The sequence below is a fragment of the Nonomuraea sp. LP-02 genome, from assembly GCF_036289125.1.
GTDB lineage: Bacteria > Actinomycetota > Actinomycetes > Streptosporangiales > Streptosporangiaceae > Nonomuraea > Nonomuraea bangladeshensis.
The window spans coordinates 3,144,516-3,160,656 of the sequence record NZ_JAXCLK010000001.1 but is presented as its reverse complement, the minus strand read 5'-3'; the positions used below and the strand labels follow the sequence as shown (position 1 = coordinate 3,160,656).

14 protein-coding genes and 1 riboswitch are annotated in these 16,141 nt (G+C 73.9%); all 14 genes read left to right on the top strand.

All coding sequences use genetic code 11. The features are described 5' to 3' along the window. Positions 1 to 77: 77 nt before the first annotated feature. Positions 78 to 371, top strand: coding sequence for a hypothetical protein (locus SMD20_RS14670; RefSeq protein ID WP_329580560.1), 294 nt, complete (start codon positions 78 to 80; stop codon positions 369 to 371). A 140-nt stretch (positions 372 to 511) separates the two neighbouring features. Beyond that, positions 512 to 1,699, top strand: coding sequence for a methionine adenosyltransferase (metK, locus tag SMD20_RS14665; RefSeq protein WP_329580557.1), 1,188 nt, complete (start codon positions 512 to 514; stop codon positions 1,697 to 1,699). A gap of 185 nt (positions 1,700 to 1,884) precedes the next feature. Further along, positions 1,885 to 4,689, top strand: a complete 2,805-nt coding sequence (locus SMD20_RS14660; RefSeq protein WP_442942482.1) for a primosomal protein N' — start codon at positions 1,885 to 1,887, stop codon at positions 4,687 to 4,689. 49 nt (positions 4,690 to 4,738) lie between these two features. Next, complete coding sequence (locus SMD20_RS14655) at positions 4,739 to 6,208, top strand: hypothetical protein (protein ID WP_329580554.1); 1,470 nt, start codon at positions 4,739 to 4,741, stop codon at positions 6,206 to 6,208. Positions 6,209 to 6,245: 37 nt separating this feature from the next. Continuing rightward, positions 6,246 to 7,574: a hypothetical protein gene (locus tag SMD20_RS14650; RefSeq protein ID WP_329580552.1), complete on the top strand. Its 1,329-nt coding sequence runs from the start codon at positions 6,246 to 6,248 to the stop codon at positions 7,572 to 7,574. 28 nt (positions 7,575 to 7,602) lie between these two features. Then, entirely contained in the window at positions 7,603 to 8,151 is a 549-nt protein-coding gene (gene def / locus SMD20_RS14645; protein WP_329580550.1) for a peptide deformylase, read from the top strand. Between the two features lie 5 nt (positions 8,152 to 8,156). Then, entirely contained in the window at positions 8,157 to 9,083 is a 927-nt protein-coding gene (fmt, locus tag SMD20_RS14640; RefSeq protein WP_329580547.1) for a methionyl-tRNA formyltransferase, read from the top strand. After that, on the top strand, positions 9,080 to 10,612 hold the full coding sequence (locus SMD20_RS14635) for an RsmB/NOP family class I SAM-dependent RNA methyltransferase (RefSeq protein ID WP_442942481.1): 1,533 nt from the start codon (positions 9,080 to 9,082) through the stop codon (positions 10,610 to 10,612). The genes fmt and SMD20_RS14635 overlap by 4 nt, the downstream gene beginning before the upstream one ends. 45 nt (positions 10,613 to 10,657) lie before the next feature. Next, positions 10,658 to 11,320 (top strand): ribulose-phosphate 3-epimerase, encoded by a 663-nt coding sequence (gene rpe, locus SMD20_RS14630; protein WP_329580545.1) that lies wholly within the window; start codon positions 10,658 to 10,660, stop codon positions 11,318 to 11,320. 118 nt (positions 11,321 to 11,438) lie between these two features. After that, positions 11,439 to 12,248, top strand: coding sequence for an oxygenase MpaB family protein (locus SMD20_RS14625; RefSeq protein WP_329580541.1), 810 nt, complete (start codon positions 11,439 to 11,441; stop codon positions 12,246 to 12,248). A 65-nt stretch (positions 12,249 to 12,313) separates the two neighbouring features. Next, positions 12,314 to 12,444: riboswitch (FMN riboswitch) on the top strand. Between the two features lie 105 nt (positions 12,445 to 12,549). Beyond that, on the top strand, positions 12,550 to 13,653 hold the full coding sequence (ribD, locus tag SMD20_RS14620; RefSeq protein ID WP_329580538.1) for a bifunctional diaminohydroxyphosphoribosylaminopyrimidine deaminase/5-amino-6-(5-phosphoribosylamino)uracil reductase RibD: 1,104 nt from the start codon (positions 12,550 to 12,552) through the stop codon (positions 13,651 to 13,653). A 3-nt stretch (positions 13,654 to 13,656) separates the two neighbouring features. Continuing rightward, positions 13,657 to 14,247 carry a riboflavin synthase gene (locus tag SMD20_RS14615; protein WP_329580536.1) on the top strand — a complete coding sequence of 197 codons (591 nt, stop codon included), beginning with the start codon at positions 13,657 to 13,659 and terminating at the stop codon, positions 14,245 to 14,247. Next, entirely contained in the window at positions 14,244 to 14,912 is a 669-nt protein-coding gene (locus SMD20_RS14610; RefSeq protein WP_329580534.1) for a nicotinamide mononucleotide transporter family protein, read from the top strand. Before SMD20_RS14615 ends, SMD20_RS14610 begins: the two co-directional genes overlap by 4 nt. Continuing rightward, positions 14,909 to 16,129, top strand: a complete 1,221-nt coding sequence (locus tag SMD20_RS14605; protein WP_329580531.1) for a bifunctional 3,4-dihydroxy-2-butanone-4-phosphate synthase/GTP cyclohydrolase II — start codon at positions 14,909 to 14,911, stop codon at positions 16,127 to 16,129. The genes SMD20_RS14610 and SMD20_RS14605 overlap by 4 nt, the downstream gene beginning before the upstream one ends. Positions 16,130 to 16,141 lie beyond the last annotated feature (12 nt).

Below are 16,141 nucleotides of genomic sequence, written 5' to 3'. Positions count from 1 at the left end.
GGGACGGAATGCCGCTGGGTTCTGCTGTCAGGGATCGGTGCCGGACGTTGCTCGGGGGGCAGGGGGACATCCACTACGTGTTCCCCGCATCCGCTGTGGGACCGGCGGGCACGGGACACTTCCTCGTCGTCGTCACGGAGGCGTCCATCGCGGTGCTCGCCACCCGCACCCTCAGGACCGACCGCCCGATCGGCGTGTACGCCGAGTTCCCGCGCAGGACCCGCCTCGGGCCCGTCCTGCCCGGACCGGTCCTGGAACTGGGCTCGATGATGTTCGCCTTCGACGAGGAGTACGCCGCGGTCGTGGCGGCGGCCGACGCGGAGGTGTTCGCCCCCGAGACGCTGCCCCACGATCCGCTGCCGGACCTGTGACTCACGCGACGCGAGCGCGCGGATGGGGCGTGGTTTCGCGACCCGGCACCCGGTAGGGCTAGACTTCGGCGAGGCCCTGGCGCGCGTCCCGTCCCGGGCCGTCGATACGTCAGCAGCCGCTGCATTGAGGAGCCACTGAGTTGTCACGTCGCCTGTTCACCTCCGAGTCGGTCACCGAAGGCCACCCGGACAAGATCGCCGACCAGATCAGTGACGCGATTCTCGACGCCATGCTCAAGGACGACCCCAAGAGCCGGGTCGCCGTCGAGACACTGATCACCACTGGCCAGGTCCACGTCGCAGGCGAGGTCACGACCGAGACCTACGTCGACATCCCCGGCGTCATCCGCGAGAAGATCCTCGAGATCGGCTACGACGCCTCCCACAAGGGTTTCGACGGCGCCTCGTGCGGCGTGTCGGTGTCCATCGGCGCCCAGTCGCCGGACATCGCGCAGGGCGTCGACGACGCCTACGAGCACCGCGTCGACGGTGACGGCGACGAGCTCGACCGCCAGGGCGCGGGCGACCAGGGCCTCATGTTCGGCTACGCCTGCCGCGAGACCCCCGAGCTGATGCCGCTGCCGATCACGCTGGCCCACCGGCTCTCCCAGCGGCTGTCGCAGGTCCGCAAGGACGGCACCGTCCCCTACCTGCGCCCCGACGGCAAGACCCAGGTCACCATCGAGTACGACGGCGACACGCCGGTCCGCCTCGACACCGTGGTCGTCTCGACGCAGCACGCGGCCGAGATCGACCTCAAGGAGATGCTGACGCCCGACATCAAGGAGCACGTGGTCGACCCCGTGCTCGCCGACCTCGAGATCGCGGTCGAGGGCTACCGGCTGCTGGTCAACCCGACCGGGCGTTTCGAGATCGGCGGCCCCATGGGCGACGCCGGCCTGACCGGCCGTAAGATCATCATCGACACCTACGGCGGCATGGCCCGCCACGGCGGCGGCGCGTTCTCCGGCAAGGACCCGTCCAAGGTCGACCGCTCGGCCGCCTACGCCATGCGCTGGGTCGCCAAGAACGTCGTCGCGGCCGGGCTCGCCGACCGCTGCGAGGTGCAGGTGGCCTACGCGATCGGCAAGGCGCAGCCGGTCGGCCTGTTCGTCGAGTGCTTCGGCACCGAGAAGCTGCCGGTGGAGCAGATCCAGGGCGCCGTGCTCCAGGTGTTCGACCTGCGGCCGGCGGCGATCATCCGCGACCTCGACCTGCTGCGGCCCATCTACTCCGAGACCGCCGCCTACGGGCACTTCGGGCGTGAGGGCTTCTCCTGGGAGTCCACCGACCGCGCCGAGGCGCTCCGCACGGCCGCCGGTCTCTGACCGATCTCCGGTGACGTCGGGAGGCCCGCCCTGAGGGGCGGCGCCTCCTGAGACGTCGCCTGCGCGAGCCCGGATGGCACCACTCGGTGCGATCCGGGCATTCGCCTGCCCCTCGCCGGACGCCCCCTCATGGGACGAGGTGCGGGCGGGCGTGGCGGGGTGAGCGGGTCTGGTAGACGTTATGCGTGACCGACTCCGACGACGCCCTCCTGCCGCTCGACGCCGTGCGGCCCGCGGCCTCGTCGAAGGACACCAAGGGCGCCGTTGTCCCCGCGCCCGAGCGGCCCGTGGCCCGGGTCGCCGTGGACAGCCCGCTGCCCCACCTCGACCGCCCCTTCGACTACCTGGTGCCCGCCGCCCTGCACGAGACGGCCGAGCCCGGGGTGCGGGTGCGGGTACGGTTCGCCGGCAAGCTGGTCGACGGGTTCCTGCTGGAGCGGGTGGACGAGAGCGACCATGAGGGGCGGCTCATGCCGCTCGAACGCGTGGTGTCCCCCGAGCGGGTGCTGACCCCCGAGATCGCCGGGCTGGCCAGGGCGGTCGCCGACCGCTACGCGGGCACCTTCACCGACGTGCTCCGCCTCGCCATCCCGCCCCGCCACGCCAAGGCCGAGGCCGAGACCCCGAAGCCGGACCGTTCCACGGCGCCCCACGCCCCCGGTGGGACGGACGTCCAGGACGAGGACGCGGGGAGTGCCCGGGACGGGGAAGGAGCTGGGGGTCCAGGAGGCATTGGGGATCCGGGGGGCGGCGGAAGCTCGGAAGGCGCCGGAAGCTCGGAAGGCGCCGGGAATTCGGAAGGCGCCGGGGATCCCGGAGGCGCCGGGGATCCGGGAGGCGCCGGGGGTCCAGGAGGAGGCGCGGGTCCAGGAGGAGGCGCGGGTCCAGGAGGAGGCGCGGGAGATACGGGAGGCGCCGGAGACCCGGGAGGTGCCCGGGGCGCGGAGAGCGCCTGGGACGCCTATCCGATGGGGCCGTCCTTCCTGGACGCGCTTCGCCACGGCAGAGCCCCCAGGGCCGTCTGGTCCGCGCTGCCCGGCGCTCTCGGCTGGGCCCGCCCCATGGCCGAGGCCGTAGGGGCGACGCTGGACGGCGGCAGGGGAGCGGTCGTCGTGGTCCCCGACGGCAAGGACGTGGCGCTGGCCGACGCCGAGCTCGCCCGAATGCTCGGCCCGGGCAGGCACGTGGCGCTCACCGCCGACCTCGGCCCCGCCGAACGGTACCGCCGCTGGCTGAAGGTGCTGCGCGGCCAGGTGCGGGCCGTGGTCGGCACCCGGGCCGCCATGTTCGCCCCGGTCGCGGAGCTGGGGCTGGTGGCGATCTGGGACGACGGCGACGACCTGCACGCCGAACGGCTGGCCCCCTACCCGCACGCGCGCGAGGTGCTCGGCCTGCGCGCGCACCGCACCGGGGCGGCCATGCTGATCGGCGGCTACGCCCGTACCGCCGAGGCCACCCAGCTCGTCGCCGGGCGCTGGGCCCGTCCCATCGTGGCGGCCAGGACCACGATCAGGAGCCTCGCGCCGCGCGTGCGGCCCGCGGGCGAGGACGCCGAACTGGCCAAGGACCAGGCCGCCCGGCAGGCCCGCCTGCCCAGCCTCGCCTGGCGCGCCCTGCGGCACGGGCTGGACGGCGGCGGGCCGGTGCTGGTCCAGGTGCCGAGACGCGGCTACCTGCCCGCCCTGGCCTGCCGGCACTGCCGTACGCCTGCCCGGTGCGTCCTCCCGCCCACCCGCACCCTCCTCGCCCCGCCCGGGGCGGACGCGTCCCCGGCCGTCCCCGCCTCCGGCCCGTCGTCGGGCTTCTCGGGGGGCGGGGGAGAGGCGCGCGGGCGCGCGGGTGGTGGACAGGACCTGGGCCGTCTCCCAGGTGGTCCGTCCCGCGTGTCGTCGGGCCTCGCCGGTGGTGGGCAGGATGTGCATCACTTCCCGGGGGGTTCGTCCCGCCCGCAGTCGGGCCCGTCCGGTGGTGGGCAGGAGGTGCGTCACTTCCCGGGTGGTTCGTCCCTTGCGTCGTCGGATGTGACCGGCGGCGGGCAGGAAGTGCTTCACCTCCCAGGCGGCCCATCCCGCTCGCCCGCGGATCCGGCGCGCGGTGGGGAGGACGAGCGCCGCTTCCCCGGCGGGCCGACCCGTCCGGGGGCCGGTGATGCGGGTCAGGGAGGCGTTGGTGAGGGGGTCGGTGCCGCTCTGCCGCTGGAACTGGCGGGGACGCCGGCCGCGTCGTGTCACGGGCCTCTGGCCCTGCGTGGCGGGCATGCCGCGCCGTACTGCCGCTGGTGCGGGCGGGTGGACGCCGCGTGGCGCTGCCCGTCGTGCGGCAGCCCGCACCTGCGGGCCGTGGTCATCGGTGCCCGCCGTACCGCCGAGGAGCTGGGCCGGGCCTTCCCGTCGATCCCCGTGCGCACGTCCGGCCGGGACGGCGTGCTGGCGACCGTGCCCGGCTCCCGTGCCCTGGTCGTCGCCACGCCGGGGGCCGAGCCGGTGGCCGAGGGAGGGTACGCCGCCGCCGTCCTGCTGGACGGCTGGGCGCTGCTCGGCCGGGCCGACCTGCGGGCCGGCGAGGAGGCCGTACGCCGCTGGATGAACGCCGCCGCCCTGCTGCGCCCCGGCGCGGAGCTGGTGGTGCTGGCCGACGCCGCGCTGCCCGCCGTACAGGCTCTGGTGCGCTGGGACCCGATCACGCACGCCGAGCGCGAGCTGGCCGACCGGACCGAGCTGGGCTTCCCGCCCGCCGTCCGGATGGCCACGCTCACCGGCCCGGCGGCCGCCGTCCGGCAGATGATCGACGAGGCCCACCTGCCCGCCGAGGCGCAGGTGCTCGGTCCCGTGCCGGTCGACGACGAGGGCCAGGAACGCGCCATGATCCGGGTACGCAGAACCGGTGGTGCGGCGCTGGCGGCAGCGCTCAAGGGGGCCAGCGGGGTACGCGCGGCGCGTAAGACGCCGGATGTCGTGAGGGTGAGTGTCGACCCACTCGACCTGATTTAGACCGTTTCCCCGATTCGCTCATCCGGAGACCAGCCGTTAGCGTGCCCCTGTGTCGATCGAATGGGTGAACCAAGCCATCGACGACCTGCGCGCCTGGGGGCGCGCGCGGGAAGTCGAGGTGGACGCGGACGAGGTCCGCCTGCTCTGCGACTACGCCAGCGACTACCTCAACGTCAACGAACCAGGGGATTTCACCCCGGAGACCTTCGACGAGCTGCTCCTGTCCATCTACCCGCGCAAGGTCATCGCACCTCCGGAGAGCGCCCCGGAGACCATCGCCGCAGCCCGCACCCTGGTCGCCTACCTCACCGAGACGGGCGCCGTTCCCGAGGAACGGGCGGCCCGCATGCGCGAGCACATCGCCGACATCGAGCCCCGCATGTCCGACGCGCTCGCCGACACCGCCAACTTCGGCATGGCCAAGAGCCTGTTCAGCTCCATCGGCCCCGAGTCGCTGGAGCAGTCGATCGCCATCCCCTCGGGCGAGGTGCCCGACCTCGGCGAGGCGCCCTGCGACTGCCCCGGCTGCACCCCGCTGCCCGCGGCCCGCCTCGCCCCGCCCGAGGAGCTGACCGCCGCACTGGGCGACGTCCCGATGCTGCGCGAGCGGCCACTGCCGGGGGCCGGCGAGCCGCTGAGCGAGTGGGCCGACGTCGTCACCGGCATTCTCGAACGCGACCCGCGCGGCTCGGTCACCGGCTCCGCCGAGCTGGACGAGGGCCTCTACGACCTGTTCGACATGCTCTACCGCCTCCAGGTGCGGGTGCCGGCCGGCGTCATCGGCGACTACCTCGACGACCTGTCCTGCGACGGCGAGGTCGACCTGGACGCCGTGCTCGACCGGCTGTCCTGGTGCGGCCTGCTGCGGGTGGAGGACGGCGAGGCCGAGCTCACCCCGCTGGCCGTCTGGGGCCTGCGCGAGCACTACCTCGCGCTCGGCCTCGACGCCCCGCTCGCCCCCGACCTGGCAGAGGCCGACGCGTTCGGACTCATCCAGGGGCTGCTCGAAGGCGTGCCCGCCGAGCTCGCCGAGGGCGACATCGACCGCTGGCTGAGCGGCCGCACCCCCGGCGAGGCGGCCGGCGAGCTGCTGGCCGCCGCCTCCGGCGCGCCCGCCGTGGCCCGCGGGATCGCCGTCACCATCGTCGACCGGCTCGGCGCCGAGGCCGAGCCCCAGGTACGCCATCACCTCGACGACGCCGAGCTGCGCCCCCACGTCATCCACTGGCTGGCCGCCCGCCGCCTGCCCGCGCCGCAGCTCACCCAGGACGAGCTGCTGTGGGTCAGCGTGGACATGCTCGCCCTCGCCATGCCGGCCGCCGAGGAGGATCCGGAGATCTTCGCCGAGAACATGGCGGCGTCCGGTCCGCCGGCGCATATGATCGAGGAGATGTGGCGGGTCGACCACCCTGACGTCGTCGAGGTCCTGGAGCTGCTGGGACGCTCGATCCCCGACGGCACGGTCGCCAAGGCCGCCCGCAAGGCGGCCTTCAAGGCCCGCTCCCGGACGATCCGTTGAGTACGCTCATGTGACTGCCGTGCAGTAAGTTTCGTGAGTGGCCAACAACGTCTTCGACCTCGCCGAGCTGCGCAAGCTGATCGATGAGCAGGCTGCCGTGCCCCCACGGCAGGCCGAGGCGGCTCCCGCCGAGGAGCACGAAGCGCTGACCTTCCCGCCGGTCCTGCTGGCGTCCGACGCCGAGCTGGCCCGGGCGGTCCCCGCGGTGCCGCTCGTGGCCGACGCGATCAGGCTCACCGCGTGGACGGGCGAGCGCGCCGTCGGCCCCGACGGGCACCTCGGCGAGTCCGACGCGGCGGCCGCCGCCGCCCGGTTCGGCCTGAGCGCCGCCCGGCTGCGCCTGGTCTGGATCGTCGCCGTCAACACCGGCCTGCTGCGCATCACGGCCGGACGGGCCGCGCGGGGGCCGCTGTCGATGCAGCTCACGGTCGAGGCCACGCTGGAGTTCTGGGACGGCGTGGTCATGGACGTCCTCGACCGCGCCGACGAGGGCCTGACCGGCTCGGCCGTGGTGGACGGCCACCTGGCCGAGATGCTCGCCACCATCTACTCCGTACGCTCCGGCGTCGCCACCGCCAACCTCGCCCGCGGCATCCTCCAGTCCCACGAGGTCGCCTGCGCCCCCGGGGCCGCCGAGATGCGCAGGCTGGCCGCCGCGCTGCCGGCCGAGCTGCTGGAGGCGCTGTCGCTGCTCACGTACTGCGGGCTGGTCGAGCAGACCCCCGCGGGGCGCACCGCGCTCACCCCGCTCGGGGTGTGGGCCGTCCGCCGCGACCTGCTGCGTGAGGGGCACGACGCGCCGACCGCCGAGGAGGTGGAGGTCTTCGCCGACCTGTCGGCCGCCGAGCTGGTCGAGGCGCTGGTCAAGGGCACGGCCACGCAGAGCGCCGTCGCCGGGTGGCTGGAGCGCCGGCCGCCCGAGTCGGCCGCGCGCGACCTCGTCGCGATCGCCGCCTCCGGCACCGCCGGGCAGCGCGGCGCGGTGGGCGCGATCCTGGAGGAGCTGGGTCCCGAGGCCGAGGCGCCCGTACGCGAGGCGCTCGACGAGCCGCTCCTGCGCCGCTACGCCGCCTCCTGGCTGCACATCCGCGACCTGCCGGCCCCGTCGCTCGGCCCCGAGGACCACACCTGGCTCGCGGTCGACTCCCTGGCGGCCCTGCTGCACCTGTCCGGGCCCGCCGCCGCGCGGCTCGACCCGCCGGAAGACCTCGTCAAGCTCGTCGCCGAGATGCCCGCCGTCGGCCACCCCGACACCATCGCCGTGCTCGACCTGCTGGCGGGCCGCCACGACGACGAGTCGGTGGCCAAGGCCGCCCGTAAAGCCGCGATGAAGGCCCGCTCGCTCCAGCACACTAAACTGGGCTGATCCCTCGCGACGAAACGGAGTGACCCCTTTGGCGATCCAGTCGATCCGGCTGTTCGGAGACCCGGTGCTGCGCACCCCGGCGGCCCCGGTCGTCGATTTCGACAAGGAGCTCCGCAAGCTGGTCAAAGACCTCACCGACACGATGATGGACGCGCCGGGCGCGGGCCTCGCGGCCCCGCAGATCGGCGTCGGCCTGCGGGTGTTCACCTACTACGTCGACGACCAGCTCGGCCACCTGATCAACCCCGACCTCGACCTGTCGTCCGAGCTGGACGAGGAGGGCGAGGAGGGCTGCCTGTCCTTCCCCGGGCTGTCGTTCCCGACGCCGCGCGCCGTGCGCGCCGTGGCCAAGGGCTTCAACATGCACGGCGAGCCGGTCACGCTGGAGGGCACCGACCTCATGGCACGATGCTTCCAGCACGAGACCGACCACCTCGACGGCATCCTGTTCATCGACCGCATGGACCCCAAGCAGCGCAAGCTCGCCATGAAGGCGGTCCGCGAGGCCGAGTGGAGCGGGCTCTCCGCGCCCGTCGTCAAGTTCTCGCCGCACGCGACCGGCGGAAAGGCACTCTGACAAGCATGCGTCTGGTCTTCGCGGGCACGCCCGAGACGGCTCTGCCGTCGCTGCGCACCCTGATCGACTCGCCCCGGCACGAGGTGGTGGCCGTCGTCACCCGGCCCGACGCCCAGTCCGGGCGCGGGCGCAAGGTTCACCCCTCGCCGGTGGCCGAGCTCGCCGAGGAGGCGGGCATCGAGGTGCTGCGCCCGCAGAAGGCCGGCGATCCCGCGTTCCTCGACCGGCTGCGGGAGATCGGTCCCGACTGCTGCCCCGTGGTGGCCTACGGCGCGCTGCTGCCCCAGTCCGCGCTCGACGTGCCCCGCCACGGCTGGATCAACCTGCACTTCTCGATCCTGCCCGCCTGGCGCGGCGCCGCGCCCGTCCAGCACGCGGTCCTGCACGGCGACGAGATCACCGGCGCGACCACGTTCCAGATCGTCAAGGAGCTCGACGCGGGGCCCGTCTACGGCGTCGTCACCGAGGAGGTCCGCCGCGACGACACCAGCGGGGCGCTGCTGGAGCGGCTCGCGGTGTCCGGGGCGGGGCTGCTGGCCGCCACGCTCGACGGGGTCGAGGACGGCACGCTGGAGGCCCGGCCGCAGCCGGCCGACGGCGTCACCATCGCCCCCAAGCTCAACGTCGCCGACGCCCGGGTCGCCTGGGACAAGCCGGCCATGCACGTCGATCGCCTGATCCGGGCCTGCACGCCCGGCCCCGGCGCGTGGAGCGAGTTCAGGGGCGCGCGGATCAAGCTCGGCCCGGTGCGGCCGGTCCCCGGGGAGCGGCTGGCTCCCGGCGAGGTCGCCGCGGGCAAGTCCCGCGTGCTCGTCGGCACCGCCACCGACGCGGTCGAGCTGGGCGAGGTGCAGCCCCAGGGCAAGCGGGTCATGGGGGCCGTGGAGTGGGCTCGGGGAGTCCGCCCGGAGGGCAAAGAGATCTTCGCGTGACCGGCCAGCACAACGACGGGGGCCGCGACCGGCCCCGTGGCGGCGCGCAGAACCGCGCCGGCGGCAAGGCCCGCGACGGGCAGACCCGGGGTGGGCAGGGGCGTCCGCAGGGCGGGCGTGGGGGGCGGCGGGTGCCTCGGGATGAGGCCAGGATCGCCGCCTTCGACGTCATCAGGGCCGTGGACGAGCGCGACTCCTACGCCAACCTGCTCCTGCCGCGCATCCTGCGCGAGCGCGGCATCAGGGGCCGCGACGCCGCCCTCGCCACCGAGCTGGCCTACGGGACGCTGCGCGGGCTCGGCACGTACGACGCGATCATCGAGATGTGCAGCGACCGCGCGCCCGACCCCGACGTGCGCGACGCCCTGCGGCTCGGCGCCCATCAGCTCCTGCGCATGCGGGTCCCGCCGCACGCCGCCGTCGGCACCACGGTCGACCTCGTACGCCTGCGCGTCGGCCCCGGCGCCGCCAAGTTCGCCAACGCCGTGCTGCGCAAGATCGCGTCCAGGACGATCGAGGAATGGGTGCCCATCGTCGCGCCCGACGCCGGCACCGACCCGGTCGGCCACCTCGCCGTCGCCCACGCGCATCCGCGCTGGATCGTCTCCGCCTTCCGCGACGCGCTCGGCGGCGACGCCGAGCTGACCGACCTGCTCGCCGCCGACAACGCCCGTCCCCTGGTGACCCTGGTCGCCCGGCCGGGGCGCAGCTCGGTCAAGGAGCTGGAGGAGTCCGGGGCCATGCCGGGCCGCTACTCGCCGTACGCGGCCTATCTGCGCGAGGGCGATCCCGGGCAGATCGAGGCCGTGGCGGGCACCCGCGCGGCCGTCCAGGACGAGGCGAGCCAGCTCGTCGCGCTCGCCCTCACCCGGGTCCCGCTCGAAGACGGCGACCCGCAGGCGGGCGGTCCGGGCGGCGGCGGGGAGCGGTGGCTCGACATGTGCGCGGGGCCCGGAGGCAAGGCCGGGCTGCTCGACGCCATAGCCACCCATGGCGACACCGCCGCCGGCGACGGGCCGGCCGGGTTTCCCGGCGGGGCGCGGTTGCTGGCGGCCGACGTCCAGTTCCATCGCGCGCGGCTGGTGTGGCAGACCACCCGGCACGCGGACGTGGTCACCGCCGACGGCACCGAGCCCGCCTGGCGTCCCGAAGTGTTCGACCGGGTCATGCTGGACGCGCCCTGCACCGGGCTCGGCGCGCTGCGGCGGCGGCCGGAGGCGCGGTGGCGTCGCGACCCGTCGGCCATCGCCGAGCTGGGCCGGCTGCAGCGCCGCCTGCTCGGCACCGCGCTCGACGCGGTCCGGCCCGGCGGGGTCGTCGCGTACGTCACCTGCTCGCCGCACCTGGCCGAGACCAGGGTCGTGGTGGGCGACGTGCTCGCCCGCCGCGGCGACGCCGAGCAGCTCGACGCCCGCGCCTACCTGCCCGAGGTCGACGGCCTCGGCGACGGCCCGCACGCGCAGTTCTGGCCGCACCGCCACGGCACCGACGCCATGTTCCTGGCCCTCATCCGCAAGCGCCGTCCATGATGCGGCGCGGCACGTCTCCCGCCGTTCACTAGACTGGGCGAAATCATGGCCGTACAGATCTCGCCCAGCATCCTCGCCGCCGACTTCGCCAGGCTCGCCGACGAGGCCGCCGCCGTGCCCAACGCCGACTGGCTGCACGTCGACGTCATGGACTACCACTTCGTGCCCAACCTGACCCTCGGGCTGCCCGTCGTCGAGGCGCTGCGCAAGGCGACCGCGACGCCGCTCGACTGCCATCTCATGATCGCCGACCCCGACCGCTGGGCGCCCCAATACGCCGAGGCGGGCGCGGGCAGCGTCACCATCCACGCCGAGGCCGCCAAGGCGCCCGTCCGCACGCTGCGCGAGATCCGCGCGCAGGGGGCGCGGGCGGGGCTCGCGCTCAACCCGGCCACGGCGGTCGAGCCGTACGAAGACCTGCTGCCCGAGCTCGACATGCTGCTGCTGATGACCGTGGAGCCGGGCTTCGGCGGGCAGAAGTTCCTCGACATGGTGCTGCCGAAGGTCCGCCGGGCGCGTGAGCTGGTGCGGCGGCACGGCGGCCGGATCTGGGTGCAGGTCGACGGCGGCGTCGACGCCGAGACGATCGGGCGTTGCGCGGAGGCGGGGGCGGACGTGTTCGTGGCGGGCAGCGCCGTCTACGGCGCCTCCGACCCGGGCGCGGCCATCGACGGGCTGCGCGCGGCCGCCACCCGCGCCCAGGGCTGAGCACCCGCGCCCAAGGCTGAGCCGGCGCATTGCCGGTTTCCATGCCCGGCCGGGATTGACACCTGCCGGGGCCATCATCGACACATAGATGTCACCCAACCTGGGTAATTATCCACTTATGAGTGACCATGGCATCTTCGGCCCCGGCTCGGTCACCTGGCGGGTGATGGGCGAGCCCATCCTGCTCGTCGGCGGTTTCCGCGCCCTGCTCATGCAGGGCCTGCACCCGCGGGCGATGCGCGGCGTGCTGCAGAACTCCGCGCTCATGGACCCGGCCGAGTCCTGGGCGCGCTTCCAGCGGACGACGGAGTTCGTCCGGGTCCGCACGTACGGCACCACGGAGGAGGTCGAGCGGGCGGGCCGCCGGGTACGCAAGATCCACGCCAAGCTCACCGCCCACGACCCCGACACCGGAGAGACGTACCGCCTCGACGACCCGGACGCCCTGCGCTGGGTGCACGTCGGCGAGGTCGACTCCTACCTGTCGGTCGCCCGGCGGGCCGGCGTACGGCTGAGCGACGCCGAGGCCGACACGTTCGTGGCCGAGTGGCGGCGGGCCGCCGAGGTCGTCGGGCTCAAGGCCGAGGACGTGCCGGGCTCGGTCGCCGAGCTGGAGGACTACATCCGGGCCGAGCGGCCGGGGCTGCGTTTCGTCCCGGAGGCGGCCCATCCGCTGCGCCTGTCGCTCAACGCGCCGCTGCCGCTCCTGCTGACCCCGCTCAAGCCCGCCCTGCCGGCGCTCACGCTGCTGGCCTTCGCCACGCTGCCGCGCTGGGCCCGGCGGCTGTACGGCCTGCCCGCCACGCCCGTCGGCGACCTGTGGGCGACCGCGACCCTGCGTACCCTGCACACCGGGCTCGGGCTGGTGCCCCCGCAGGTCAGGTACGCGCCGGTGGCCCGCCGGGCGCGCCGGATGACGGCCGCCTGAATCCCCGCGCAGGGGGCGGTCGCGCTCGGCGTTTCGGACATGGCACACTGATGGGAGAACAGAGCTAGCGTGCTCCGGGGTCGGTGAAACTCCGAACCGGCGGTTACAGTCCGCGACCCGGCCGATGCCATCGGCCGGTTGACCCGGTGAAATTCCGGGACCGACGGTTAAAGTCCGGATGGGAGGCAGCGCGCGAGGTGTCCGGCATACCGCCGGGCGCCTGCTGTGGTGCATGTCGTGCACCATCGAGTCCCCCGGGGCCCGCCGTGGCTTGAAGCTACTGGCGAGTAGGAGACCCCGGGTGGAGCTACCCGAGCAGGACGCCGCCCACATGGCGCGCGCCGTCGCGCTGGCCGCGCGCGGTCACGGCACCACCAGCCCCAACCCGGTCGTGGGCTGCGTCGTGCTGGACGCGGGCGGCGCGGTCGCCGGAGAGGGCTTCCACGCGTACGCGGGCGGGCCGCACGCCGAGATCGGCGCGCTGGCCCAGGCGGGGGAGCGGGCACGGGGCGGCACGGCGTACGTGACGCTGGAGCCCTGCGACCACACCGGGCGGACGGGGCCGTGCAGCCGGGCGCTGCTCGACGCCGGGATCGCGCGGGTCGTGGTCGCGGTGGCCGACCCCAACCCCAAGGCGGCGGGCGGCGCGGCGCGGCTGCGGGCCGCCGGGGTCGAGGTGACCACGGGCGTGCTGGCGGCCGAGGCCGGGCGGGTCAACGAGGAGTGGCTCACCTACGCGCGGCTCGGCCGCTCCCACGTGACCTGGAAGTTCGCCGCCACGCTCGACGGCCGCTCGGCCGCCGAGGACGGCACCAGCCAGTGGATCACCTCACCGGAGGCGCGGGCCGACGTGCACCGGATGCGGGCCGCCGCCGACGCGATCGTCGCGGGCATCGGCACCGTGCTCGCCGACGACCCCCGCCTCACCGCTCGCCCCGACGGCCCGTCCGCCGGGCGCAGGCCGCCGCTCCGGGTCGTGGTCGACACCGATGCCCGTACGCCTCCCGGAGCGCGCGTGCTCGACGACCTGGCCCCCACCCTCCTCGCGGTGGCCGACGACGCCGACACCGGCCGCCTCAAGGCCGACATCCTGCGCCTGCCCCGCCACGGGAGCGGCCTCGACCTGCGCGCCCTGCTGGCCGAGCTGGCCGCCCGCGAGGTCGTCGGCGTCTTCCTGGAGGGCGGGCCCGCGCTCGCCGGATCGTTCCTGCGCGAGGGGCTGACCGACCGGGTGGTGGCGTACGTGGCCCCGGCGCTGCTCGGCTCCGGCCGCGCCGCGCTCGGCCCGGCCGGGGTGGGCACGATCGACGCCATCCACCGCCTGACTTTTGACGAGATTTCCCCCATCGGGCCAGATGTTCGCCTGATCGCCCGGCCCGTCGCGCAACCCAGCAGGGAGCAGTGATCGATGTTCACCGGAATCATTGAGGAAAAGGGCGAGGTCGTCGCCATCGAACACGCCGGCGGTGGCGCCCGGCTGTCCGTACGCGGCCCGCTGGTCACCTCCGACGCCCGCCACGGCGACTCCATCGCCGTCAACGGCGTGTGCCTGACGGTGGTCGAGGCCGCGGACGGCGTCTTCACCGTGGACGTGATGCGGGAGTCCCTCGACCGCACCTCCCTCGGCGCGCTGGCCGCCGGGTCCGCGGTCAACCTGGAGCGGGCCGTACGCGCCGACCAGCGCCTCGGCGGCCACATCGTGCAGGGCCACGTGGACGGCACCGCCGTGCTGCTGTCCCGCGCCCCCGGTGAGAGCTGGGACGACCTGCGCTTCTCCCTCCCGGAGCCGCTGAGCCGCTACGTCGCGGAGAAGGGCTCCATCGCGATCGACGGAATCAGCCTGACGGTCACCACGGTTGACGACGACGGCTTCGGCGTGAGCCTCATCCCGACCACGCTGCGGCTCACCACCATGGGCGAACGCCAGGTGGGAGATCTGGTGAACATCGAGGTCGACGTGATCGCGAAGTATGTGGAAAGGCTGGTGGTCAGGCAGTGAACTGGGCGGACGCCGGATTCACGGTATTCGGCACACACGTGCTCTGGACGGACCTGATCGGCAACATCGCCGCGCTGTCCACGGTGCTGCTGGCCATGCGCAAGTCGATGTGGACCTGGCCGGTGCAGTTCGCCGGCTCGGTGCTGCTGTTCATCGCCTCGATCAACGCGCACATCACCGGCAACGCGCTGAAGCAGGCCATGTTCGGGATCCTGGCGCTGTACGGCTGGTGGGCGTGGCGGCGCGGCACCCAGGGCGGCAAGCAGCTCCCGATCCGGCCGGCCGTCCTGTGGGAGCGGTTGCTGCTGGTCGGCGCGCTGCTGGCGGGGACCGCGCTGGTCGGGCTGCTGTTCTGGGTGACGAAGCTGTCGTGGGGCGCGCAGGTGCCGCTGCCGAAGGGCGCGTTCCTGGTGGCCGCCGACGCCTACATCTTCGTCGGCAGCGCGATCGCCACCTGGGCACAGGGGCGGGCGCTGGTCGACTTCTGGATCGTGTGGGTGGCCGTCGACCTCGTCGGGGTGCCGCTCGCCTTCAGCTCCGGGCTGGTCGTCTCCGGATGGGTGTACGGGGTGTTCTTCGTGCTGGTCGTCGTCGGGTTCGTCAAATGGCTGCGCGAGTACCGCGCGGGTACGGGCGCCGCGCCGCAGGTGGCGGTGGCCCAGTGAGCGAGAGGATCGAGCTCGACCTGATCGAACGCGCCATCGAGGACATCCGCAACGGCAAACCGGTCGTGGTCGTGGACGACGAGAACCGCGAGAACGAGGGCGACCTCATCTTCGCGGCGGCCAAGGCGACGCCCGAGCTGTGCACGTTCATGATCCGGCACACCAGCGGCATGATCTGCGTGGCCATGGAGGGCAGGGAGCTCGACCGGCTCGGGCTGCCGCTCATGGTGTTCCACAACAAGGAGCGCATGCGCACGGCGTACACGATCACCGTGGACGCCCGCGACGGCGTCACCACCGGCATCTCCGCGGCCGACCGGGCGCGGACCATCCGCACGCTCGCCGACTCCGCGACCGAGCCCAACGAGCTGGTCCGTCCCGGGCACGTCTTCCCGCTGCGCTACCACGAGGGCGGCGTGCTGGCCCGGCGCGGCCACACCGAGGCCGCGGTGGACCTGGCGAGGCTCGCCGGCCTGTCGGGGGCCGGGGCGCTGGCCGAGATCGTCAACGACGACGGCAGCATGGCCCGCCTGCCCGAGCTGCGGCGCTTCGCCGACCGGCACGGCCTCGCGCTGGTCTCCATCGAGCAGCTCGTGGACCACCGGCGGCGGGTCGAGAGCATGGTCACCCGGGTCGCCGAGACGCGCCTGCCGAACGTGTACGGCATGTGGCGCGGCTACGGCTACGCCAGCGCCCTCGACGGCGGCGAGCACATGGCGCTGGTCTACGGCGAGCTGGGCGACGGCGAGAACGTCCTGGTACGCGCCCACTCCGAGTGCCTGACCGGCGACGTGTTCGGCTCGCTGCGCTGCGACTGCGGCGTGCAGCTCGACAACGCGATGTCGGCCATCGCCCAGGAGGGCCGCGGCGTCGTCGTCTACCTGCGCGGGCACGAGGGCAGGGGGATCGGGCTGCTGGCCAAGCTCAAGGCGTACAGCCTGCAGGACAACGGCTCCGACACCGTGGACGCCAACCTGGAGCTCGGGCTGCCGGTGGACGCGCGGGAGTTCTCCAACGCCGGGCAGATCCTCGCCGACCTCGGCGTGAAGTCGGTGCGGCTGCTCACCAACAACCCGGCCAAGCTCAAGGGCATGGACGGCTACGGCATCAAGGTCCTCGGCCGCGAGCCCATGCCCGTGGCCGTGAACCCCTACAACGAGCGGTATCTGAAGGCCAAGCGCGATCGCCTCGGCCACGACATCTCGGAGGCTTCTTGACATTCTCCCCCT